Origin of the sequence: Paenibacillus sp. PvR098, assembly GCF_017833255.1 — a bacterium.
Taxonomy (GTDB): Bacteria; Bacillota; Bacilli; order Paenibacillales; family NBRC-103111; genus Paenibacillus_G.
In genome coordinates, this window is the sequence record NZ_JAFIBU010000001.1 from 2,833,768 (window position 1) to 2,850,662 (window position 16,895).

A 16,895-nucleotide genomic window follows, 5' to 3' on the forward strand; every position below is an offset into this window, starting at 1 on the left:
CGATCTGCTCCCTGGTTATTTCACTATCGTATCCCGTTAGCGGAGTATAGCTTCTTTAATAATATTAATTTTGATTAGAATAAATGAAATAAGTCTATTTTTAGTTCAATATGGGCAACTATACATTCAGCAAAACTATTATTTTCATAATATAGAATTGCAAGTTATTCTACTAATGTGGAGGTGAGTAAAGTGTCAACTATTACAAGAGTAAGTAATGTTTCAAATATGCGGAGTGAGATGTCTAAATTGGTGGGAAAAAGAATTCAAGTTGTGACTACTAATGGAAGACACATTCGCGGAACAGTGCAATCTGTTGGTAAAGATTTTGTAGTTATTCGCGGTCAGAGTTTCAACGGCAGAGGAGTACGTACATCTTCATCTTCGTTCTTTCCATTTTTCTTCCCGTTTAACTCACTCCTTTTCTTCTCTCCCTTCTTCTAAACAACTTAATAAAATAAATAAAGAGTGGTGATTTAACATTACCGCTCTTTATTTTGTAAATGTCTGGTATAATATTATTAGGTTTAATAAGTATATATCCTTATAAAAACTTGACGAAAAGACAATATATTCTTTGCATATACTCAAGTAAACTGCCCTTTAGTTGAGTACGGTTCCTTAACCCATCAACACTTAGAAATAACGGCGGTATAGTTCTCGTCGTCGTTCTCCCCGGAGTTGGGCATAAATTTGAGTAGTTGATGCTTTCTCATGTCCCAACATACCTTGAATAAAATCTAAAGGAGCACTATTATCAAGTAACTGACAGGCGTAAGTAGCCGAAACCGATGCGGGTACACGTTTGCTTCAATTTCTCCCCGATCGGCGAGACGTTTCAGAGCCCACCTGATTGTTGGGATGGCCATACGCCGCGTAGGGTGTGTATCCGTAACGAATAGTGCTTTGCAGGAGTCCTCGCGGATCGCCAAATACTTTTTCAGCCACACTTTGCACTCCGTTGTGAAATAAACTTCTCTCTGCTTTGATCCCTTACCATTAACAATCGCAGAACAGTTCTCCCAATTCAAGTCCTCAATGTTTATTTTTTCAACTTCTCCGACTCGGCAACCGGTACTGTAAAGGAACTCGAGAAGAGCCCTTTCCCTAAGAGAGTGACAAGAAATCTTTAAATGAATTACATCTTCCTCAATTAAGAACTTTGGAATTCGTTTCTCCATCTTAGGTTCACGTAGTTTTAAGGAGGGATTTGAGGTCAGGTATGTTTCCTCATAAGCAAAGCGGAAGAGGGAGCGAACAAAACGAATGCGGTGTCCGAGACTACTTGGCTTCAATCGTTCCGACTGTTTTGCTAAGTATTCCTTCAGTAAATGAATCGTTATCTCTGAAATATCCAGATCTCCAAGTTCCTTAACAAGATTCCTGAGTTGCAATGCGTATGCCTTCAACGTATTTGGACTAAAGCCTTGGATCCGCTTATCAGATTCATACGCTTGCCATAGTTCACTCAAAATCATAATAAAACCTCCCATAAGAGTATCTAATATCTAGTTTGCTCTTATAGGAGGCTTTTAAGCTCTTCCTTTGCACTATTGTTATCCGTTAGCGGAATGACCTGTCCTTTATGGACTTTCACTTTTGGCGGGAAAGCCCCAAACTATTCAACCATCATGTCCCGTTGGAAAAACCGTCCTAATCAAAAGCTGCTGAGTCCCAGGCTTTCCTTAATTCAGATACATTGGAATACCTTCATCCCCTTTCTGGATTCACTGCCTTTATAGCAACCTCATAAAGTCCCTTTCCAGCCTCCACTTCACAAAGGAACGGTCAAGCATACCACCTAATAGAGCAAAAGCCGTTAAACCCATAGTATAGACGTTTGAGTGTTCATCAATTTCAGCACCCAATATAAATTCTTCAGGTCTCATAAATCGAAATGTTTGGAAATCATCGTATGCAGCCAACTTTTTTAACTCTCTAACAGTATTGCTTCTCACAATTTAGACACAACCCGTAAGTAAAACCTAAGCTATACAAAAAAGTATTTGCCTCAAATCAAAGGAGCTTAAATGATAGTCCAATCATTCTCTTTTTGTCCAACATATCTTGGAGATATCAAACAAGAGGAGTTGATATTTTGGTACGTATTCTCGATAAAGCAGCCGTCCAGCCGCGTCGTAAATTCAACTTAGCCAATTCATTTATTATCCGCCGTTCACCAGCAAGATCTCGCCTTGCAACAATCACTATACGGATTCCAGTTAATTCTCAACCTAATCGGGTAGATTTGATAGCAACCGTGGGTGTCAGAGGTGTCACTGGCATTGCGCAAATTCTCTTTAGAATCTTCCGCGATGGAAGAGAGATCTTCAACACACAACAAGGTATCGAATCTGCTGGTTCTGAACAAAATTATGCTGTTACGTTCCAAGCGGAAGATAGAAATGTAAGATCGGGTACCCATATTTACACAGTCACAGCAGAAAACCGTACTGCAAATACTAGAGCCGATGTTGTTGGTCCTGTATCGTTTAGTGGGTTAGCCGTTAAAACGAGAACCTAATACCATATTTGCAATTTTCAGCACCTGAATAGAGAGCACTGCAAAAGCCTCGATTTTGAGGGAATGGGTACTCCAAGATGGATGAAACAGTAAAAAAGCAGCAAGTTCCTCGTCAGAGGATGAGCTGCTTTTACTCTATTAACCTAACCATTCTTTTCACATTCACAACGCGTCTGCCGATCCATGTCGGCAGACGCGTTGTAGCTGTTTATTAAGCTATAGTACCCATTAGTTGAACAAAGCCAAATATGATTTTTTCAATAAATCGGTGTAAGCAAAATAAGAGGTAGAGCCCAAACAGGCTCGCCGCCTTCCGATCAGGATATCCTATCTGTACCACAATTGGACCTTCACCATGCCTGTTGTAGTGGTTGTTACCCCTTTAGTTTCGTTACTGCTATACGATATGTCGTAAGAAACATTAGCGTGCAGCTTGGCTTTTTTATCAGGGTTACTGCCCGACGCGGACACATCGTTGAAAGACTGCATCAGATTGTCGGCCAGATTTGGCATTTTCATACCTGAGGCGCTCTCCATCGCAGCTTGCAGCAATGAAAACAGCTCCTTGTTCTTTTGCGGCACAGCTAACGGTTCCAGAGACATTAAAGCGAAGAAATGACTATTCACCCAAGCATTCATTTGATAATCCTGGTCATTATTCATTTTATCGTGGAACTCCTCGGGATTCATTCCTGCCGGCGTACTCATTCCATATCGGATCACATATTTGGCAAAGGTCTTACCGGTTTTATCTTTGATAGCATACTCCGCGCTTAAATGATCCGGATCTTTGGTTGATACTTCATACAGCGAGTAACCGAACTTTCCTAGTGTCCCTTCCGTTTGATTCACTATGCTGTTGAGTTTCGTTTCTCTGTTAGTCGCAGCTTCGTTATTCGCATCTGTCTGAACTTTCGTCTCACGCGACCCGGCTGCTTCCGGACTGATCATTAGACTGTCCGGCACATCGGCATCAGCCTCAATGCTAGCTGTCCAGCGCTCCTTGTCCCATTGTACTTTGGCGCCCATTGTTTCACTAATAAAGCGCAGCGGCACATACGTTGAGCCGTTTCGGATGAATGGAGCTTCGCTAATTGTAACGGCTTTATCGTTTACATACGCGACGTCGCGGCCGATCGTAAGCTTCATCGTTGTATCTTTGCCCGTTACGATGGCGGTACTGCTTGTTGCATTCCAAAACACCTTCGCGTTAAGTCGTTCGAAAATACCTCTGAGTGGTACGAACGTCGTGCCGTCGCGCAGTATCGGCGTCACGCTTTGCGGTACGAACTTTCCGTTGAACTTGATTTGGATGTTGTGTTGAGAGCCAATAGACACAAAGCTTTTCATCGTTCTGAATGACCACGTTTTATTTTGTGTTGCTCCGTTTACGTCGTAGTCTACCGATACTGTATATTGCTCGTCATAAGCCAGCGGATAAACCGGGTACAAAAACCATGCGCCGGCATATTCAAAATAAACCGGTACTTTTACGCCGCGTCCGTCGGTGACGGTTGCTTTAATCCCATCCACATGGAACGGAGGCTGAAACGATATGATGAATCCTGACTTTTCAACGTGGAATTGCTTCAATGGATTCGGAATCTCGCTCGCTCCGTAGAAAGTGACACCGACATCGGTTTGTCCGTCGTAAGGATAAACTGAAATCTCGTTATTGCCCGTTTTAGCCGACATATTGAGAACAACATTGCCATCCGCAATGCCTATACCGAACTCATCCGCATTGGGATCCGTTAACGGACTTCTGTGATAAGCCGTAGTCATCCACGATTCTATGGCCTGAGCAGGGTTGCTTGTAAAATTAATTATCTCCGACACGACCTGAGAACCCCCAGCAGCCCTCACCCTATCCGTCGGGGATTCCCCGGTAAACCCCGGATTGCCCGGGGTCTCGTCATGCGTCGATAATCCGTCGGCGGCGGTATCGTTGATGACGATGTAATTCGCATGATTCTCAGCTGCTTTCGTAATATATGGGTTGAGCCTTACTGGCTGCAATCCCAATACACCCCTGACCCTATTCAAATGCGCCAGCGCTTCAAGTTGATACGGCTCGTACTCCTCATTCGGTTGGACCGCCTGGGAAGTTCTGTCGGCCGCAACTGCGGGTGCGCTTTGGCAGCCGATCGCGAATACCACTAAAACAAGAACTATGAATAACCTTTTCATGTTGTCTGTAACTCCAATCTGCTCTGCGATTTCTAGAAGCATCCTCTGAACCTATTTTCATTCAACAGACCGGCAGGAAATCCCTTTATTCGACGGAAATTTTGCAATTGCGGGCAATAAATAAACGAAGTGCTACGTTCACTTCGTTTCAACGTGATGCCGGAAAGCTACGCCTCAGCCCAAAGCACCACCTTACCCATGTTATCGTGCATGAAAAATTTGTACTGCTGTCATAATGATTTTCTGTGTTACACAATGATCTTGTTCTGAATTTATATAAGTTCTACATCTCTCCAGGTCATTATTGTGATGCTAACCTCCCTCTATGGAGAATCGCTCTTCTCTTAAATGCTCACGTATTCTTAGAATTTGATCGTGTTACGTAGTTAATAGACAAATTTCTCATGGAACCAAATGGAGTATAAAGAAAATTGTGTGGCAGCAGAAAGTGAAAAACATCCTCACCTTTGTCTGTTGTTTGTTACGAAATCAATTTCTAAGAGGAAGCTATTGCATTAAGCTGCTAGTGGTATTTCCATAAATCGAGATAGTGGATTCACCACACCGCATAAAACCTGCTGTTCTTTTAAGTAATGTGCAGTGGTTAGACCGAAGACTCAATATGTCATTGACCGATGCCTCTCACATATCAATTACTGCAACATAATCATCAGCTTAACGGGAAATTGGTCTAGAACCATGCGTGATAATGTATCAACATACCACCATTGCCATTTGCTATTTTGTCTTCAAACCAAACCGGCGCCAGGTTGAAACGTGCATATTTTTCGGTACAGACTTTTAAAAGCGACCGCCTACCGGCAAGTTCACGGTCTTCATAATATCTGTTCCATTGTATTTTTATGCATGAAAAAAGAAAAGAGCGAGGTTGCCCTCACTCTGTTGATGCCTTCTTTTTTTGGCTTGTTTGTCCATAAAGCTTTGAGATGCCTTCACTGATAGAACCGATTTCAACCACTTCAACATTTTTAGTCGTTAAACCAGCACGTAGATTTCCTTTAGGAACATAAACTGTCTTAAAACCAAGCCGATCCACCTCTTTAATACGGGATTCCAGATGCGGAACTGACTTGATCTCGCCTGTCAAACCAACTTCACCAAGAAATACTGTATCTGTTGGAATTCCTCTATTTTGGATACTCGATACCATAGACATCACAACACCTAAATTAACCGCCGCCTCCTGTAGTTTCAATCCTGCCGATACTTTGACGTAAACATCTTTGTCCCCCGTTACCAATCCGCCTCTTTTCTCCAATATGGCAGAGAGAATTTGCAGTTGTTGCTTATTGATACCTTCACCAACCCTTGTTGGAAAGCCAAACATCGTTTTCTCCAATAGAGACTCAATTTCTACCACAATATTTCGGGTTCCTTCTCTGGTTACGGTCAACGCACTTCCCGCAACAGGTTCTTCCCGCTTCGTCATAAAGAACTCCGAAGGGTTATCAATCGGGATGAGTCCCTCGCCCTCCATACGGTACAGCCCTGTTTCACCCGTATCTCCAAATCTGTTTTTGGTCGTGCGGAGGATTCGAAGCTGTTCGCCACGATCTCCGTCCAAATAGAAGACCGCATCCACTTCATGTTCAAACGCTCTGCTTCCACCAAGCTCATCTTGTTTTGTCATATGACCAACCAAGAAAACAGCTCTCGGACGTTCAGGATTCTTAGCTATATACTTGAACACCTTTGTAGATTCTAATACTTGAGTTGGACTTCCAGGTGACTGTGGAAATTCTTCGAGATATGCCATTTGAATTGAATCCATGATGATAAAATCAGGATCGATTTCTTTAATGTGATCTTGAATCGCGTTCATATTCGATTCCGACTTAAACCATACATTTTCCGAAATATCAGGACAAATACGATCCGCACGTAGCTTTACCTGTCGCTCACTTTCTTCTCCAGAGAGATACAAAACCCTGTAACCAAGCCTTCCAAGTAAGTTAGAAATGATAAGCAGGAGAGTCGATTTTCCTGCTCCTGGTGGAGCTGTAAGTACGTTGAGGCTATCTCTCACGATGCCCCCACCCATAACCCGATCAAATTCGGATTCATTTAATATAATGCGAGATTCCTTAGATGCATTAACATCTTTAAGACGCTTAGGTTTATCACCACGGGTAGATGCTCCACGCTTTGTCGCTGGATTTACAGATTTGGTAGATGTAACATCTTCCTCAACGAGCGAGTTCCACTGCTGACAAGAAGGGCATTTACCCGCCCATTTCGGCTCTATATGACCACAACCTGTACACCGGTGTTGTGTTTTTGACTTCGCCATGTTGTTACCTCCTATACTCGTCATATTATTATATCATTTATCACGTTTATCGTAATATAAATGCCAACATGACCAGGAATATCGTTGGAGGGAAACTCTCAGGCACATAGAAAAACAATAGGCCGCCTTTATGTAAATCTGCTCTATCCACTTTTATTCCGCACTTAGCTTGGTCTCTGGCTTTACGCGGCAGCCCTATACCATACTTTTCGTATACATGTTGAGTGAAGGGCTTTATCATCCTATGGCATTACAAATGGGTATTGAACGAAATTTAGAGGTTTCCTCAATTTTCACATGATAAAATGATGCAGATGGTTGAAGATTTTAAGCAAAAATGTCTGCACTACGGTTATTCACTGGCACCTTACTATAAATTTCTCCATGCCTATGCACTATCTAAAGGATCCATGGATGAAGCCGCGGCCGACTATGGCTTATGGAAGAAAGCAAAATGCGATGCGTTATCTGATTGTAGAGCTTGCGATCAACATTCATTCGGTACCTATCATTTCTTGTTGGAACAGCATAAGAGAGGCCTATCCATGCTAAACCAAATATTCGAAGGAAAGTTGGGTTGTGCTGAAATTCCGCACAGCACTTACAGTTTTGTACTGCTGCCTTTATTAGAAATTGGAGACTGGGATAGAGCGGTGCTTATGGCTAAGAAAGGAATTTGAATGATTGAAGGTCAGCGGTTTCTGGAGGAATACGCTAACTATCTGAATTATTACTCCATTACTGATTTGCAGAAAGCTCGTAAGCTGTTCGAGAAAACAGCTAGATGTATACTTGCAACTAAAATACCCTTATTAAATCGATTCAAGTATCTAGTCTCTGCAAAAATCTATCTTAATCAATGGCACAAACATACACATCGAAAACCTCTTGATATCCCTGATGTTCAGGTATAAATCCATTTCCCCTTTTCTTGGATATCTTGCCCAGGGGATTTATCATTACACAACTGACTTTCTTATAATTAACTACACTAATCTTCCCTTTAATTCAATAAAACGAGCAGGCTGCCGATGCCTGCTTAATGATGCCTTTAATCGCGCAAGGTTGTTTTTAAAAAGTGGAATTCTTCCATCCCGATCGGGCAGACTAAGTTTGGGACAGCGCTGGCTAAAACAGCTGCTCTTCCTTATCCAAAACGAGGGAGTAAGATGGATGACTGAAAAAAACGATATTCGGAACGATGCTCGTGACCCCGACACGACCAACACGTCTGTCGGCAACATTAGTGGAGCTGTAGGGATCGTGGGCGGTGCTGCTACGGGCGCTGCCGTTGGGTCCGCTTTTGGTCCGGTTGGCGCCATTTTAGGTACCATCGCTGGAGGCGTGTTGGGCAATCAGGTGGTTGGTGAGGTTGACGGAGGTGCTGACAATGATGCGAAAAACTCTCCTAGTGCTGTTGATAACGTCGGTTCCGCGAACCGCACCGAACAAAATAAATAAAAGCGTTAGGACCATCTATCAGTGAAGAAAGGCGGGAGGGGCAGGGACAACCCTGCGCCCTCAATATACTTATTAGGGCATTTTTAATGCTCAGTAATCTGCCTTTAGTTCGACAAACACCCGTCGGAAGTGCTCAACTATCGAACTTCTCATTTTCCAATTATGCATAACTAGTGTAACAAGGAAACATAATATCTAAAGTTACTGCTAATCTAAAATTTAGGAGGAATATAATTTGATGTCGATTCCCAAAGATCCAACAAATGATGTACTTAACACCGACTATGATACAAGAAACGTGGGACCATCAAAACCTGGTATACCTGAAATAGAACGCGCGAAGCACGCAAGAGACCCTCTAGATCCAGGATATGATAAAAAACTTGACGGTCCAGTGACGCCTCGGAGTACATGACATCCAAACTTTTTTAAAATGGAAGAAGTTCCAACAGATTTTCGTTGGAGCTTCTTCTTATTTATTATTTCGGAATTCCTGAATCGTTTCCCTTCACTCTTTCATTATCGAACTTCATAAATCCAATTGTCCTGTGTGTCACGGTTTGTATTCCTCTGTCTACTTCCCAGCCACTTAAGACCAATATATTAAAATAAGTACAGTGAAAAACACGAAAACTATTATTTTGTAAAGCAGAAAAGTAAATTACTCGTTTATATTTCTTATCCTCTATTGAATTTAATAAAAAAGACCAAATGCGTTATCATTTCAAATTTTCTTCCTGGATATCAAATATCAAACTCCTGTGAATATTGTTGCTTACGGGTTTCTGGAAAAAATCCATTTTTGTTCGTTTTTGCGCGACATAAAAGTGTTGACATAAAATAAAAAGAAGCTTGATTTCTCAAGCTTTTTTAATCAAAGTTATGTTGGAACATTTTTGTCGTTGGACACCCTCTTTGTCAAAGGGAAGTGGACAAAGCATAGTGCAAAAAATATGTACTGCGCGGGATACCCGCCGTCTGTAACAACGCCCGGATACTAATGTAGCTTGGCCGTACTTTGTATTTTATAACCTGCTCATCGAAACTGGTTAGGGGCTAGGATGTAACCATGAAAAAACATGGACCAAATGATGAAGCAAGCGAAAAAGATCCACAATCCTCAGAACATTCCTGCCCGTTGGCTCAACAATAAATTAAAGGACACTCCCTCACTTTCTCTCGGGCTATGTCCTCAGAGTTATTTCCAGTTATTAATTGAATATATACGCGCTTAGCATGTAGTTCTTTAAATGTATCAATAAATTGGACTACATATTAAGAAAATACTTTATTATTCAGTCTATGACTTTATAATTCTCTGAACATCTGTCAGTTCCTTACTAGACGGTTTCTTTGTATCGTCTTTTGATTGTGTAATCACATTAATAATAATAGGAATTCAAGCGAGATTGAATTAAACGTCGTCATCGAAGAGCCAGTTCAGATCAACATCAAATTTCTTTCTTAACTCTTTAAGAGTATCAGCTGAAGGTTAGGTTTTCCCCTGCTCGATTTCACTTAATCTACCTTGAGATATCCCAATCGCATCCGCAAAAGCTGTTTGATTTAGTTTATGTAGTTTTCAAATAGCTTTAACCTTTTCTCCTATGGTATCCATCATAATAGCCCATTAAACGAATTTGGGCCGTCCTCATTTTTCGCAGGACGGCCCATGATGTCTTATAGTGGTTCCATTCTTTTTTATCACCAGACAATGAATGTCAGGTGTAAAAAAACTCTGGAACCAATGTTGTTGATTTTATTGGGTTTGCCGCGGCACGTGATAAACAGGAAAAATAAAAAGTCTGGAACCGCCAGAAACTACCGTATAAAAAAACTTAGGAACCAAAGTTAATCTTGAGTAAAATTTTATATCGAGGCAGTATTAACTCCTCACATTTTATTGAAGTATAGATTTAGGATAAAGTTGCGTTATTGTTTAGAGTATCAAGGTATACTATAATAAAATAATTTTGTCAAAGTAGACCTTAGTTTATTTTGAAATATAATTTGATGGCCAACTTTAAAAGTATTTAGTTATTTCATAAAAATTCTCATCATTCATTTCTTCAAAACTTTTTCCAATTTTACCACTTATATGTGACAAGAAATTATCTAATGAAGGTAAGACTGACTCCATTTTTTTCATTTCATTTGATAAATCCCCTAACATTGATGTTCTTATATTTAATTCTTTAATTTCTTCCTCCATTTTTTTCTGTTTTTTATCCCAATAACTAAGATATTTTGCTTTCCCAAGCGGATTATAAATATCAGCTTTAAAACCATCATAAAGATTTTCTTTATTATAAAATCTAGAGTCTGAATCTCTTACAACTATAAAATTTAGTCTCTGCTGATAATCTTCATCTTTCATTAACTCTGTAACTTCATACATACAATTTAATGATTTTAGATACCCATCAGAAACAATTGCTATAACCATATCATGTTTTCTTATTGTCCTCATAAACTCATTTAAATCATCTTTATACTGGGTAACTTTAATGTCACGAGTAACAATTACATTTTTAAAAGTAGTTAATACTCCTTCTAAAATATCTGCAAGATCACTGTCCTTATGAGTGTATGAAATAAAAACTTTGTGTGGAACTAGCTCTGTTAGCTCACCACTATGATTTAGTTTATACGGCACATCATTTACAGTGACTAGCTCTTCACTAGTGTTTATAGATATATAAAATAACTCGCTTTGTTCGAAATAAAATTTATTATAATAAATATCTATCTTTCCCTTTATCACTTTTAATATCTCTTCAATTGAAATAGGAAACTTGTTTTCTTTTACTTCTACTACTTTTCCATCAAACCTAGCTCCGAATATTATATCGCCTCCCTTGCCATTCGAGTATGCCGAAATTAGTTGAGCAATATAAATATTCGTTGCTGACGGGTGTATATACGTTGTGTTTTGATTGCAATGCGTAGTAATTTTTTGTTTTATATCCTCAATGTTTCTATGCAACGTTCTCACCTACTTATATTTTTTTTAATGGAATTCTAGATATACCTGTTGTCTTCAATATATCACCTAATGTAACCAAACGCTGTTTATTACCGTCATCTGTCCATAGTTGATATTCAATATCATCAAGTGCCTCTAACTCTTGATCACTATAGAAAATAATGTGTTGGTTGTCACTAGGACGTATAATAATTCGAACATCTCTGCCGTTATATTTTGCAGCAAAAACCGTATCTGAAAACTTCATAGCTATCCATTCTTCAAATGTGGATGATACTTCATATTTGGTATTTGTTGATAAATAGCCATACACATTCTTTATACTTCTGTTAATCAGTCGATCTACAAATTGCTTATACTCTGCTGATGATGTCACTATGTGTTTTAATTCCCTAACCATGTCTTCAGTACTTAATTCTGCATTTGAAATAATCTGATAAACTTTTTCTCTATTGGTAATGATGTCATCCAAATCTTCGTATTTTATGTTGTTTTCTTCGATCTTTTCTGCTATTTTATATCTCCTTAAGTTCTCTTCTGGTGTAGATAACATCATTCTTTTTTGATATAAGTTACTAAACCAGGCATTTGCTTTTTCAACATTGTTCATAAACCAGTTAGTTAACTTATTGAATAACATCTGATTATCCTTTGTTCTTTCAACTCTATCTATAGTTTCTTTTGAAAGAACTTGTGATACATGTCTATCTATAGAATTAGAAATCTCTATATTTGACTTAATTTTTTCTTTATTTTCGCTGAAGTAATCATCGAACGCTGTAATTCTAGTGTTTAGCAAACCAGCTAACAAATTAGGTTCAAAATAACATAGTATCTCTTTTAAATTGAAATCTATATCTTTATCAAAACAGATTGTATTTATATGGACAAACTTACTGTTCTGATTAGGGACGTAAGCATTTTTACTAACAGTATTAATTCCTTCCTCTTCAATCCAAAGCTTATAGAATGAATTCAACCATTCAAAAACTTTAGCATCCCCTAAATATGTATTAATATCTGCAATGCTCTTATCTTGAAGTAATTTTTCATTAATCAATTGAAACGAGAGGGTAGAACCTAATATCTTACTCCAACCACGGTATGATTCTTTTGTAGGAATACATAAGTATCCATATTGATTAATAAGTTCCCAAAGCTGATCAACATTCTCACCACTTTTTGTTGTCGGTATACTGATCTGTATCTGATTAGATTTATTTTTATATGAGACAACACCGTAATATTTTCCTTGATAATTAACCGGAATTAATACTGTATTTTCAATTTTCTTATTAACATTGTCATAACAGTACTTCTGGAGTTTCAGAGTACTTTGTGTTCCAATGTGACATATGTTAAAGTGACCACTAAATTTTTCATTTGATACAAAATCCAAGAACTTCTCATATAAAGATACTCCTCTTTTAATTAACTCAAAATTAATTTCATTATTATCTCTTATTCCATCTCGATCTAATTCCACTTCAAAAAGCTTTGAATTCATAAATATAGGGAAGGAAAACTTTTCGGTGCCAACCAATGGAAATCTACAAAATAACTTAGCCAATTTCTCAGAGATAGGTAATAAATATGCTGTTTTAGATATAGAATTATATTTATAAAAGCAAGCAATTTCCACGAGACCATCATCCACCACTAATAAGGCGTTTTGGTCATTTATCTCTCCTTTATTATTCACTTTTATTTTTGTTATTTTATAATTATCTTCTGATGTTAACTCTCTCTCTTCAGATATCTTAAATTTATTTCCATTACATGTAATTGAGTTAATATTTCTATTAAAGGTTAATATTAATGGAACAGTATCTTCTAATTCCTTAATTCCTTCTTGTATTGCATTATGTATTTCGGCTTTTTCTCCGATAGAATAAATGAATTTTGTTTCCTCTAAAACAATTTCTTTTTCTGATATACTGTTATTTAACTCCTCTAAACTTTCTAACATTTTCTTTGTATTTTCACGAAACTCATTATACTCACTTCCTGTTCTATTCACCGAAAAATTCATGTTTATTTTCTTATTATCATCACAAATAAAGGGACCTTGTAAATTAACAACTTCAGATAATAAATGTGTCGACATGAACCCCGTACCAAATTTCCCTGATTTCTCTCCGGGGGAACTCTGTTTAGATGAAATTTGAGTAATTAAATCTAACAAATTTTCATAAGTAAATGGTTGACCATTATGACTGAAAGTTAATGTTTTGTTTTCATAACTTATGTTTATATCAACTTTTTGATTATCAATTGTACAATCAGAAGCATTTTGTATTAACTCCCAGATCCATCTACGTCTAATTTTCATTTTTATTTCATCTGAAGATTCTTTGATTTTTTTCATTTCATTCCAGATTACATTAGAACTTGCATCTAATGTCTTTTTCATATATAGTAACTCTTTTGTCGATGGCATTTGAATTACTCCTTATAAAATTTATCCTAATAATCAAGTAAATCTAACCACTTTTTTATTTTGCATATAAGAATCCATTTAATTGGCTTTACTACATACTTCTTGAAACCCTAAAATGGCCGATATGCTTAAGTTTCGTTTGGCTATATTTTGAATTTTAATACCCTAACGTTTTTGCTACCTAAATTAATACTATCTTCGAAAAAGTATCGGTTGGGTTTGAGTTGTTCAACCACAAAAGCCAAACTGTACTTTGCACGAGTGACACCAACATAATATTTATCCGGAGCCTTCAATCGCCCACTGGGATCTAATAAGAATGAATAAAGTGGTTTGTTAGGGAAAATTAGAACACGTTCCAAAGTCATCCCCTTGCTGACACCGAAGTTTAAAGATGGATACCCCAAAGTTGGCGTCTTGACATCGTATTTCAAGATATTTGGTTTGAAGTGCTGAATATAAGCATGTATATCAGTTTGAAGAATCTGAAAGACCCCTATGACCGGTTCTTCAGTTTCTAATGCTCCAATAATTGGGTCCTCTGGGTATACCAAATTCGCAAATTTTGCTATATCAGAAACAAATCGTTTAGAGGTATTATTTTTAACGATGTTAATCCGATGTGAATCTCTGCAAGTCTCAAGATAACTGAAAACATGCATACCACCTTTTTTTCTATCAGATCTCGGATTATGAGTCTTTAAGGTAGCTTGTTTATAGTCACCAACACAATAAATTTTTATAGATGAAAGGAATAATAATTCAAGGAGTTCTATATCTTTCCCCACTAAATCCTGCAGCTCATCGATATAGATGCAAGCATATGTATCCTCAAGTCTTTTTAATACAGCTCCATCGGATAATTTATTTAATAATAGTGCAAACTCGGAAGCACGATTGGCTTTAACATCATGATTTCTATTTAGAAAATAAGATGTGGTATCTTTTTTCGCATAATCAACACCGTACATGCTGGAAAAATCAATAGTTTTTATCTGGCTAATCTTCCCCAAAAAACTTCTTTGGTACGGTCTGATTAATTCTTTTAGAATGAACTGAAACCAAGTACTTATTACAAGATTTTTATCGAGAACACCATTATTTTGCTTTGCGTATTCTTTCTTTATAGAATAAATACCTTTATGGGTGTAAGACAACATCAAAACTTTCTTAGTAGATTCCTCAGATAAAGACCTTGAATCGTTACACATACCATATGTTTTACCAGAGCCGGCACAAGCAAGAACTAATGTATTATCGAATTGCATTTTTGATATACGTTGGATATTCGATACATTCGTCTGAGTCAAACACCCTCAATCCCCATTCTGCTTTATTATTTTTCATAAACGTTTCTATTTCTTCCATATTTCTATTAACCATCGAATTCCCTTTAGAAATGACCCTTTTAAACTTGTTGAAAGCCTCTGATACAGCGGAATTGACGGCCAAAATGCTGGGTTCAATTGTGTGAAGCGATTCATTAGTTTCATAATGTATTTCTATCAAATCACCATGTGCGTCGGTGTACTCTTTATATTTATCAAAGATATTCCGTTGAACATCCCCATCATTGTCCGTAATAATTCGTAAGGGTTTTCTTACTAGAATGGCTAGATCACAATATCTTTTAAATGCTAATGAATCCACTGTAATGACATCTATTCCATTTTCAATTGGCAACTTTCCATGAACATCCTTGTAAGCGCGTTGAACAATTAATTCATCAGTTGGACCCTCAACCAATATCACCTTATCTGCCAATAAAAAACGAACAGTCCCGTAACCAGGCAACTTTTTAAAAAAGTTCATAGTATCAGGGTCTATATCATCCAATTGACTTATATTCCCTTTATATAAAAGGATTATGTTTTTCAGTCCTAATTTGTTCGCTACATAACTACTATGAGTTGATATAAAGACCTGTTTATTCTCATCTTGATTTATTTTTGAAATTAGGCGTGACATATTCCCAAACGCTAAATTATTTTCAGGCTCCTCAAACAGTACTACATTAGATCTCTCTGTATCTTGTTTGAATACTAATTCCATTTTAATTAAGTTCTGAGTACCAAACCCCATATCCTCAAAGGGAATATTCTCAACATCAATTGAGACCTCGTTCATCCAAGATTCAAGCGCTTCTTCACGCATACCAAACTTAATCGTTTTATCGTCAAGCTTTTCTTCTACTGCCAACCTTTCATTAAGGGCTACTACGTTCGGATTGTTATTGAATTCGTGCTTCATTTTCCTATACGCCCTAGCTAGATGTACTTTTTCATCTTCAGATAGATTGTTAGTAATTCGTGAATTGATAAACTTGTTTACTGCTGAATCATAATCTTTTTGTGTAGTGTCGATTAGTGAAACCTTCACTGGAAACGTCCTAAAAACAATTGGGTTGTCACCAAAATCTCTCCAACTGATTTTATAAAATTCAACCGGTATATCATATATTTCCCCGTTCTTTAACATGGCCTGAAATGCTTTTGCAAAATCGGGGTTAAACTGTACAGTCATACGAATGCCCGGACAGTCTTCACCAAGTTCATTATTTGTTCCTTTATATTCAGTGCTATTACCATCATTCTCAAAATAGGCTTCAGCGATAATAGAAGGTAATTCTTCGATTCGTTTAGAGGGATCGGCAATAGTTTCTTTAAAGATGGAACGAGTTGCATAGTTAAAATAGGAGGCTTTTAATTGGCGTTCAAAAGATAAATTATTTAATCTTCCACTCAGAAGAACTTGAATTATCTCAAGCAGGGTACTTTTTCCAGAATCATTATCACCGACAAAAATATTGCAGGCACTGTTCACTTCTATAACCACATCCCGGAACATTCTGTAATTCTTTATATATAGTTTTTTAATTTTCATGAAATGCCCCCCTGCTGATAGATAATGTTCATTGTTAGTTTTCAATTTGATTTCCACAGATTTAAACTTGTTTCTGTTATATTCGACGTGTTCCATTATT

Annotated in this window: 12 protein-coding genes and 1 pseudogene; 3 read left to right on the forward strand and 10 right to left on the reverse strand. The window is 37.7% G+C overall.

The features are described from left to right. Nucleotides 1–636: 636 nt before the first annotated feature. Together JOE45_RS24020 and JOE45_RS14020 are read right to left on the reverse strand one after the other, a co-directional pair. Nucleotides 637–735, reverse strand: coding sequence for a hypothetical protein (locus JOE45_RS24020; RefSeq protein ID WP_348632600.1), 99 nt, complete (start codon nucleotides 733–735; stop codon nucleotides 637–639). 5 nt (nucleotides 736–740) lie between these two features. Then, entirely contained in the window at nucleotides 741–1,478 is a 738-nt protein-coding gene (locus JOE45_RS14020; RefSeq protein ID WP_348632538.1) for a tyrosine-type recombinase/integrase, read from the reverse strand. Nucleotides 1,479–2,098: 620 nt separating this feature from the next. Between JOE45_RS14020 and JOE45_RS14025 the strand changes: the two genes are divergently transcribed. After that, the gene (locus JOE45_RS14025) at nucleotides 2,099–2,524 is read left to right on the forward strand and encodes an exosporium protein C (RefSeq protein WP_210019629.1); all 426 of its coding nucleotides are present in this window, start codon (nucleotides 2,099–2,101) and stop codon (nucleotides 2,522–2,524) included. Between the two features lie 327 nt (nucleotides 2,525–2,851). Here the strand turns inward: JOE45_RS14025 and JOE45_RS14030 are convergent, their stop codons facing one another. The 3 genes from JOE45_RS14030 to JOE45_RS24240 form a co-directional block, all read right to left on the reverse strand. Next, a complete protein-coding gene (locus tag JOE45_RS14030; protein ID WP_210019628.1) occupies nucleotides 2,852–4,714 on the reverse strand; it encodes a stalk domain-containing protein in 1,863 nt (620 codons plus the stop codon). A gap of 895 nt (nucleotides 4,715–5,609) precedes the next feature. Beyond that, on the reverse strand, nucleotides 5,610–7,025 hold the full coding sequence (gene radA, locus JOE45_RS14035; RefSeq protein ID WP_210019627.1) for a DNA repair protein RadA: 1,416 nt from the start codon (nucleotides 7,023–7,025) through the stop codon (nucleotides 5,610–5,612). A gap of 46 nt (nucleotides 7,026–7,071) precedes the next feature. Next, complete coding sequence (locus JOE45_RS24240; protein ID WP_210019626.1) at nucleotides 7,072–7,266, reverse strand: NlpC/P60 family protein; 195 nt, start codon at nucleotides 7,264–7,266, stop codon at nucleotides 7,072–7,074. A 73-nt stretch (nucleotides 7,267–7,339) separates the two neighbouring features. On the opposite strand from JOE45_RS24240, the gene JOE45_RS14045 reads away from it, so the two are divergent. Beyond that, on the forward strand, nucleotides 7,340–7,705 hold the full coding sequence (locus JOE45_RS14045; RefSeq protein ID WP_210019625.1) for a hypothetical protein: 366 nt from the start codon (nucleotides 7,340–7,342) through the stop codon (nucleotides 7,703–7,705). 493 nt (nucleotides 7,706–8,198) lie between these two features. Beyond that, nucleotides 8,199–8,486: a hypothetical protein gene (locus tag JOE45_RS14050; protein WP_210019624.1), complete on the forward strand. Its 288-nt coding sequence runs from the start codon at nucleotides 8,199–8,201 to the stop codon at nucleotides 8,484–8,486. 1,492 nt (nucleotides 8,487–9,978) lie between these two features. Here the strand turns inward: JOE45_RS14050 and JOE45_RS24245 are convergent. From JOE45_RS24245 to JOE45_RS14075, 5 genes and pseudogenes are all read right to left on the reverse strand, one after another. After that, nucleotides 9,979–10,053, reverse strand: a pseudogene (locus JOE45_RS24245) (helix-turn-helix domain-containing protein); the annotation flags it as partial. A gap of 456 nt (nucleotides 10,054–10,509) precedes the next feature. Continuing rightward, a complete protein-coding gene (locus tag JOE45_RS14060; protein WP_210019623.1) occupies nucleotides 10,510–11,472 on the reverse strand; it encodes a toll/interleukin-1 receptor domain-containing protein in 963 nt (320 codons plus the stop codon). A gap of 13 nt (nucleotides 11,473–11,485) precedes the next feature. After that, nucleotides 11,486–13,912 carry a sacsin N-terminal ATP-binding-like domain-containing protein gene (locus tag JOE45_RS14065; RefSeq protein ID WP_210019622.1) on the reverse strand — a complete coding sequence of 809 codons (2,427 nt, stop codon included), beginning with the start codon at nucleotides 13,910–13,912 and terminating at the stop codon, nucleotides 11,486–11,488. 143 nt (nucleotides 13,913–14,055) lie between these two features. Further along, nucleotides 14,056–15,222, reverse strand: coding sequence for a UvrD-helicase domain-containing protein (locus JOE45_RS14070; RefSeq protein ID WP_210019621.1), 1,167 nt, complete (start codon nucleotides 15,220–15,222; stop codon nucleotides 14,056–14,058). Then, a complete protein-coding gene (locus tag JOE45_RS14075) occupies nucleotides 15,167–16,795 on the reverse strand; it encodes an ATP-dependent nuclease (protein ID WP_210019620.1) in 1,629 nt (542 codons plus the stop codon). Before JOE45_RS14075 ends, JOE45_RS14070 begins: the two co-directional genes overlap by 56 nt. Nucleotides 16,796–16,895 lie beyond the last annotated feature (100 nt).

Excerpts from the sequence above, each read along its gene's own strand:
- JOE45_RS24240 (WP_210019626.1), bottom strand. The coding sequence starts at position 7,266 with ATGATAAAGCCCTTCACTCAACATGTATACGAAAAGTATGGTATAGGG.
- JOE45_RS14020 (WP_348632538.1), bottom strand. The coding sequence starts at position 1,478 with ATGATTTTGAGTGAACTATGGCAAGCGTATGAATCTGATAAGCGGATC.
- JOE45_RS14050 (WP_210019624.1), top strand. The coding sequence starts at position 8,199 with ATGACTGAAAAAAACGATATTCGGAACGATGCTCGTGACCCCGACACG.
- JOE45_RS14030 (WP_210019628.1), bottom strand. The coding sequence starts at position 4,714 with ATGAAAAGGTTATTCATAGTTCTTGTTTTAGTGGTATTCGCGATCGGC.
- JOE45_RS14045 (WP_210019625.1), top strand. The coding sequence starts at position 7,340 with ATGGTTGAAGATTTTAAGCAAAAATGTCTGCACTACGGTTATTCACTG.
- JOE45_RS14075 (WP_210019620.1), bottom strand. The coding sequence starts at position 16,795 with ATGAAAATTAAAAAACTATATATAAAGAATTACAGAATGTTCCGGGAT.
- radA (WP_210019627.1), bottom strand. The coding sequence starts at position 7,025 with ATGGCGAAGTCAAAAACACAACACCGGTGTACAGGTTGTGGTCATATA.
- JOE45_RS14065 (WP_210019622.1), bottom strand. The coding sequence starts at position 13,912 with ATGCCATCGACAAAAGAGTTACTATATATGAAAAAGACATTAGATGCA.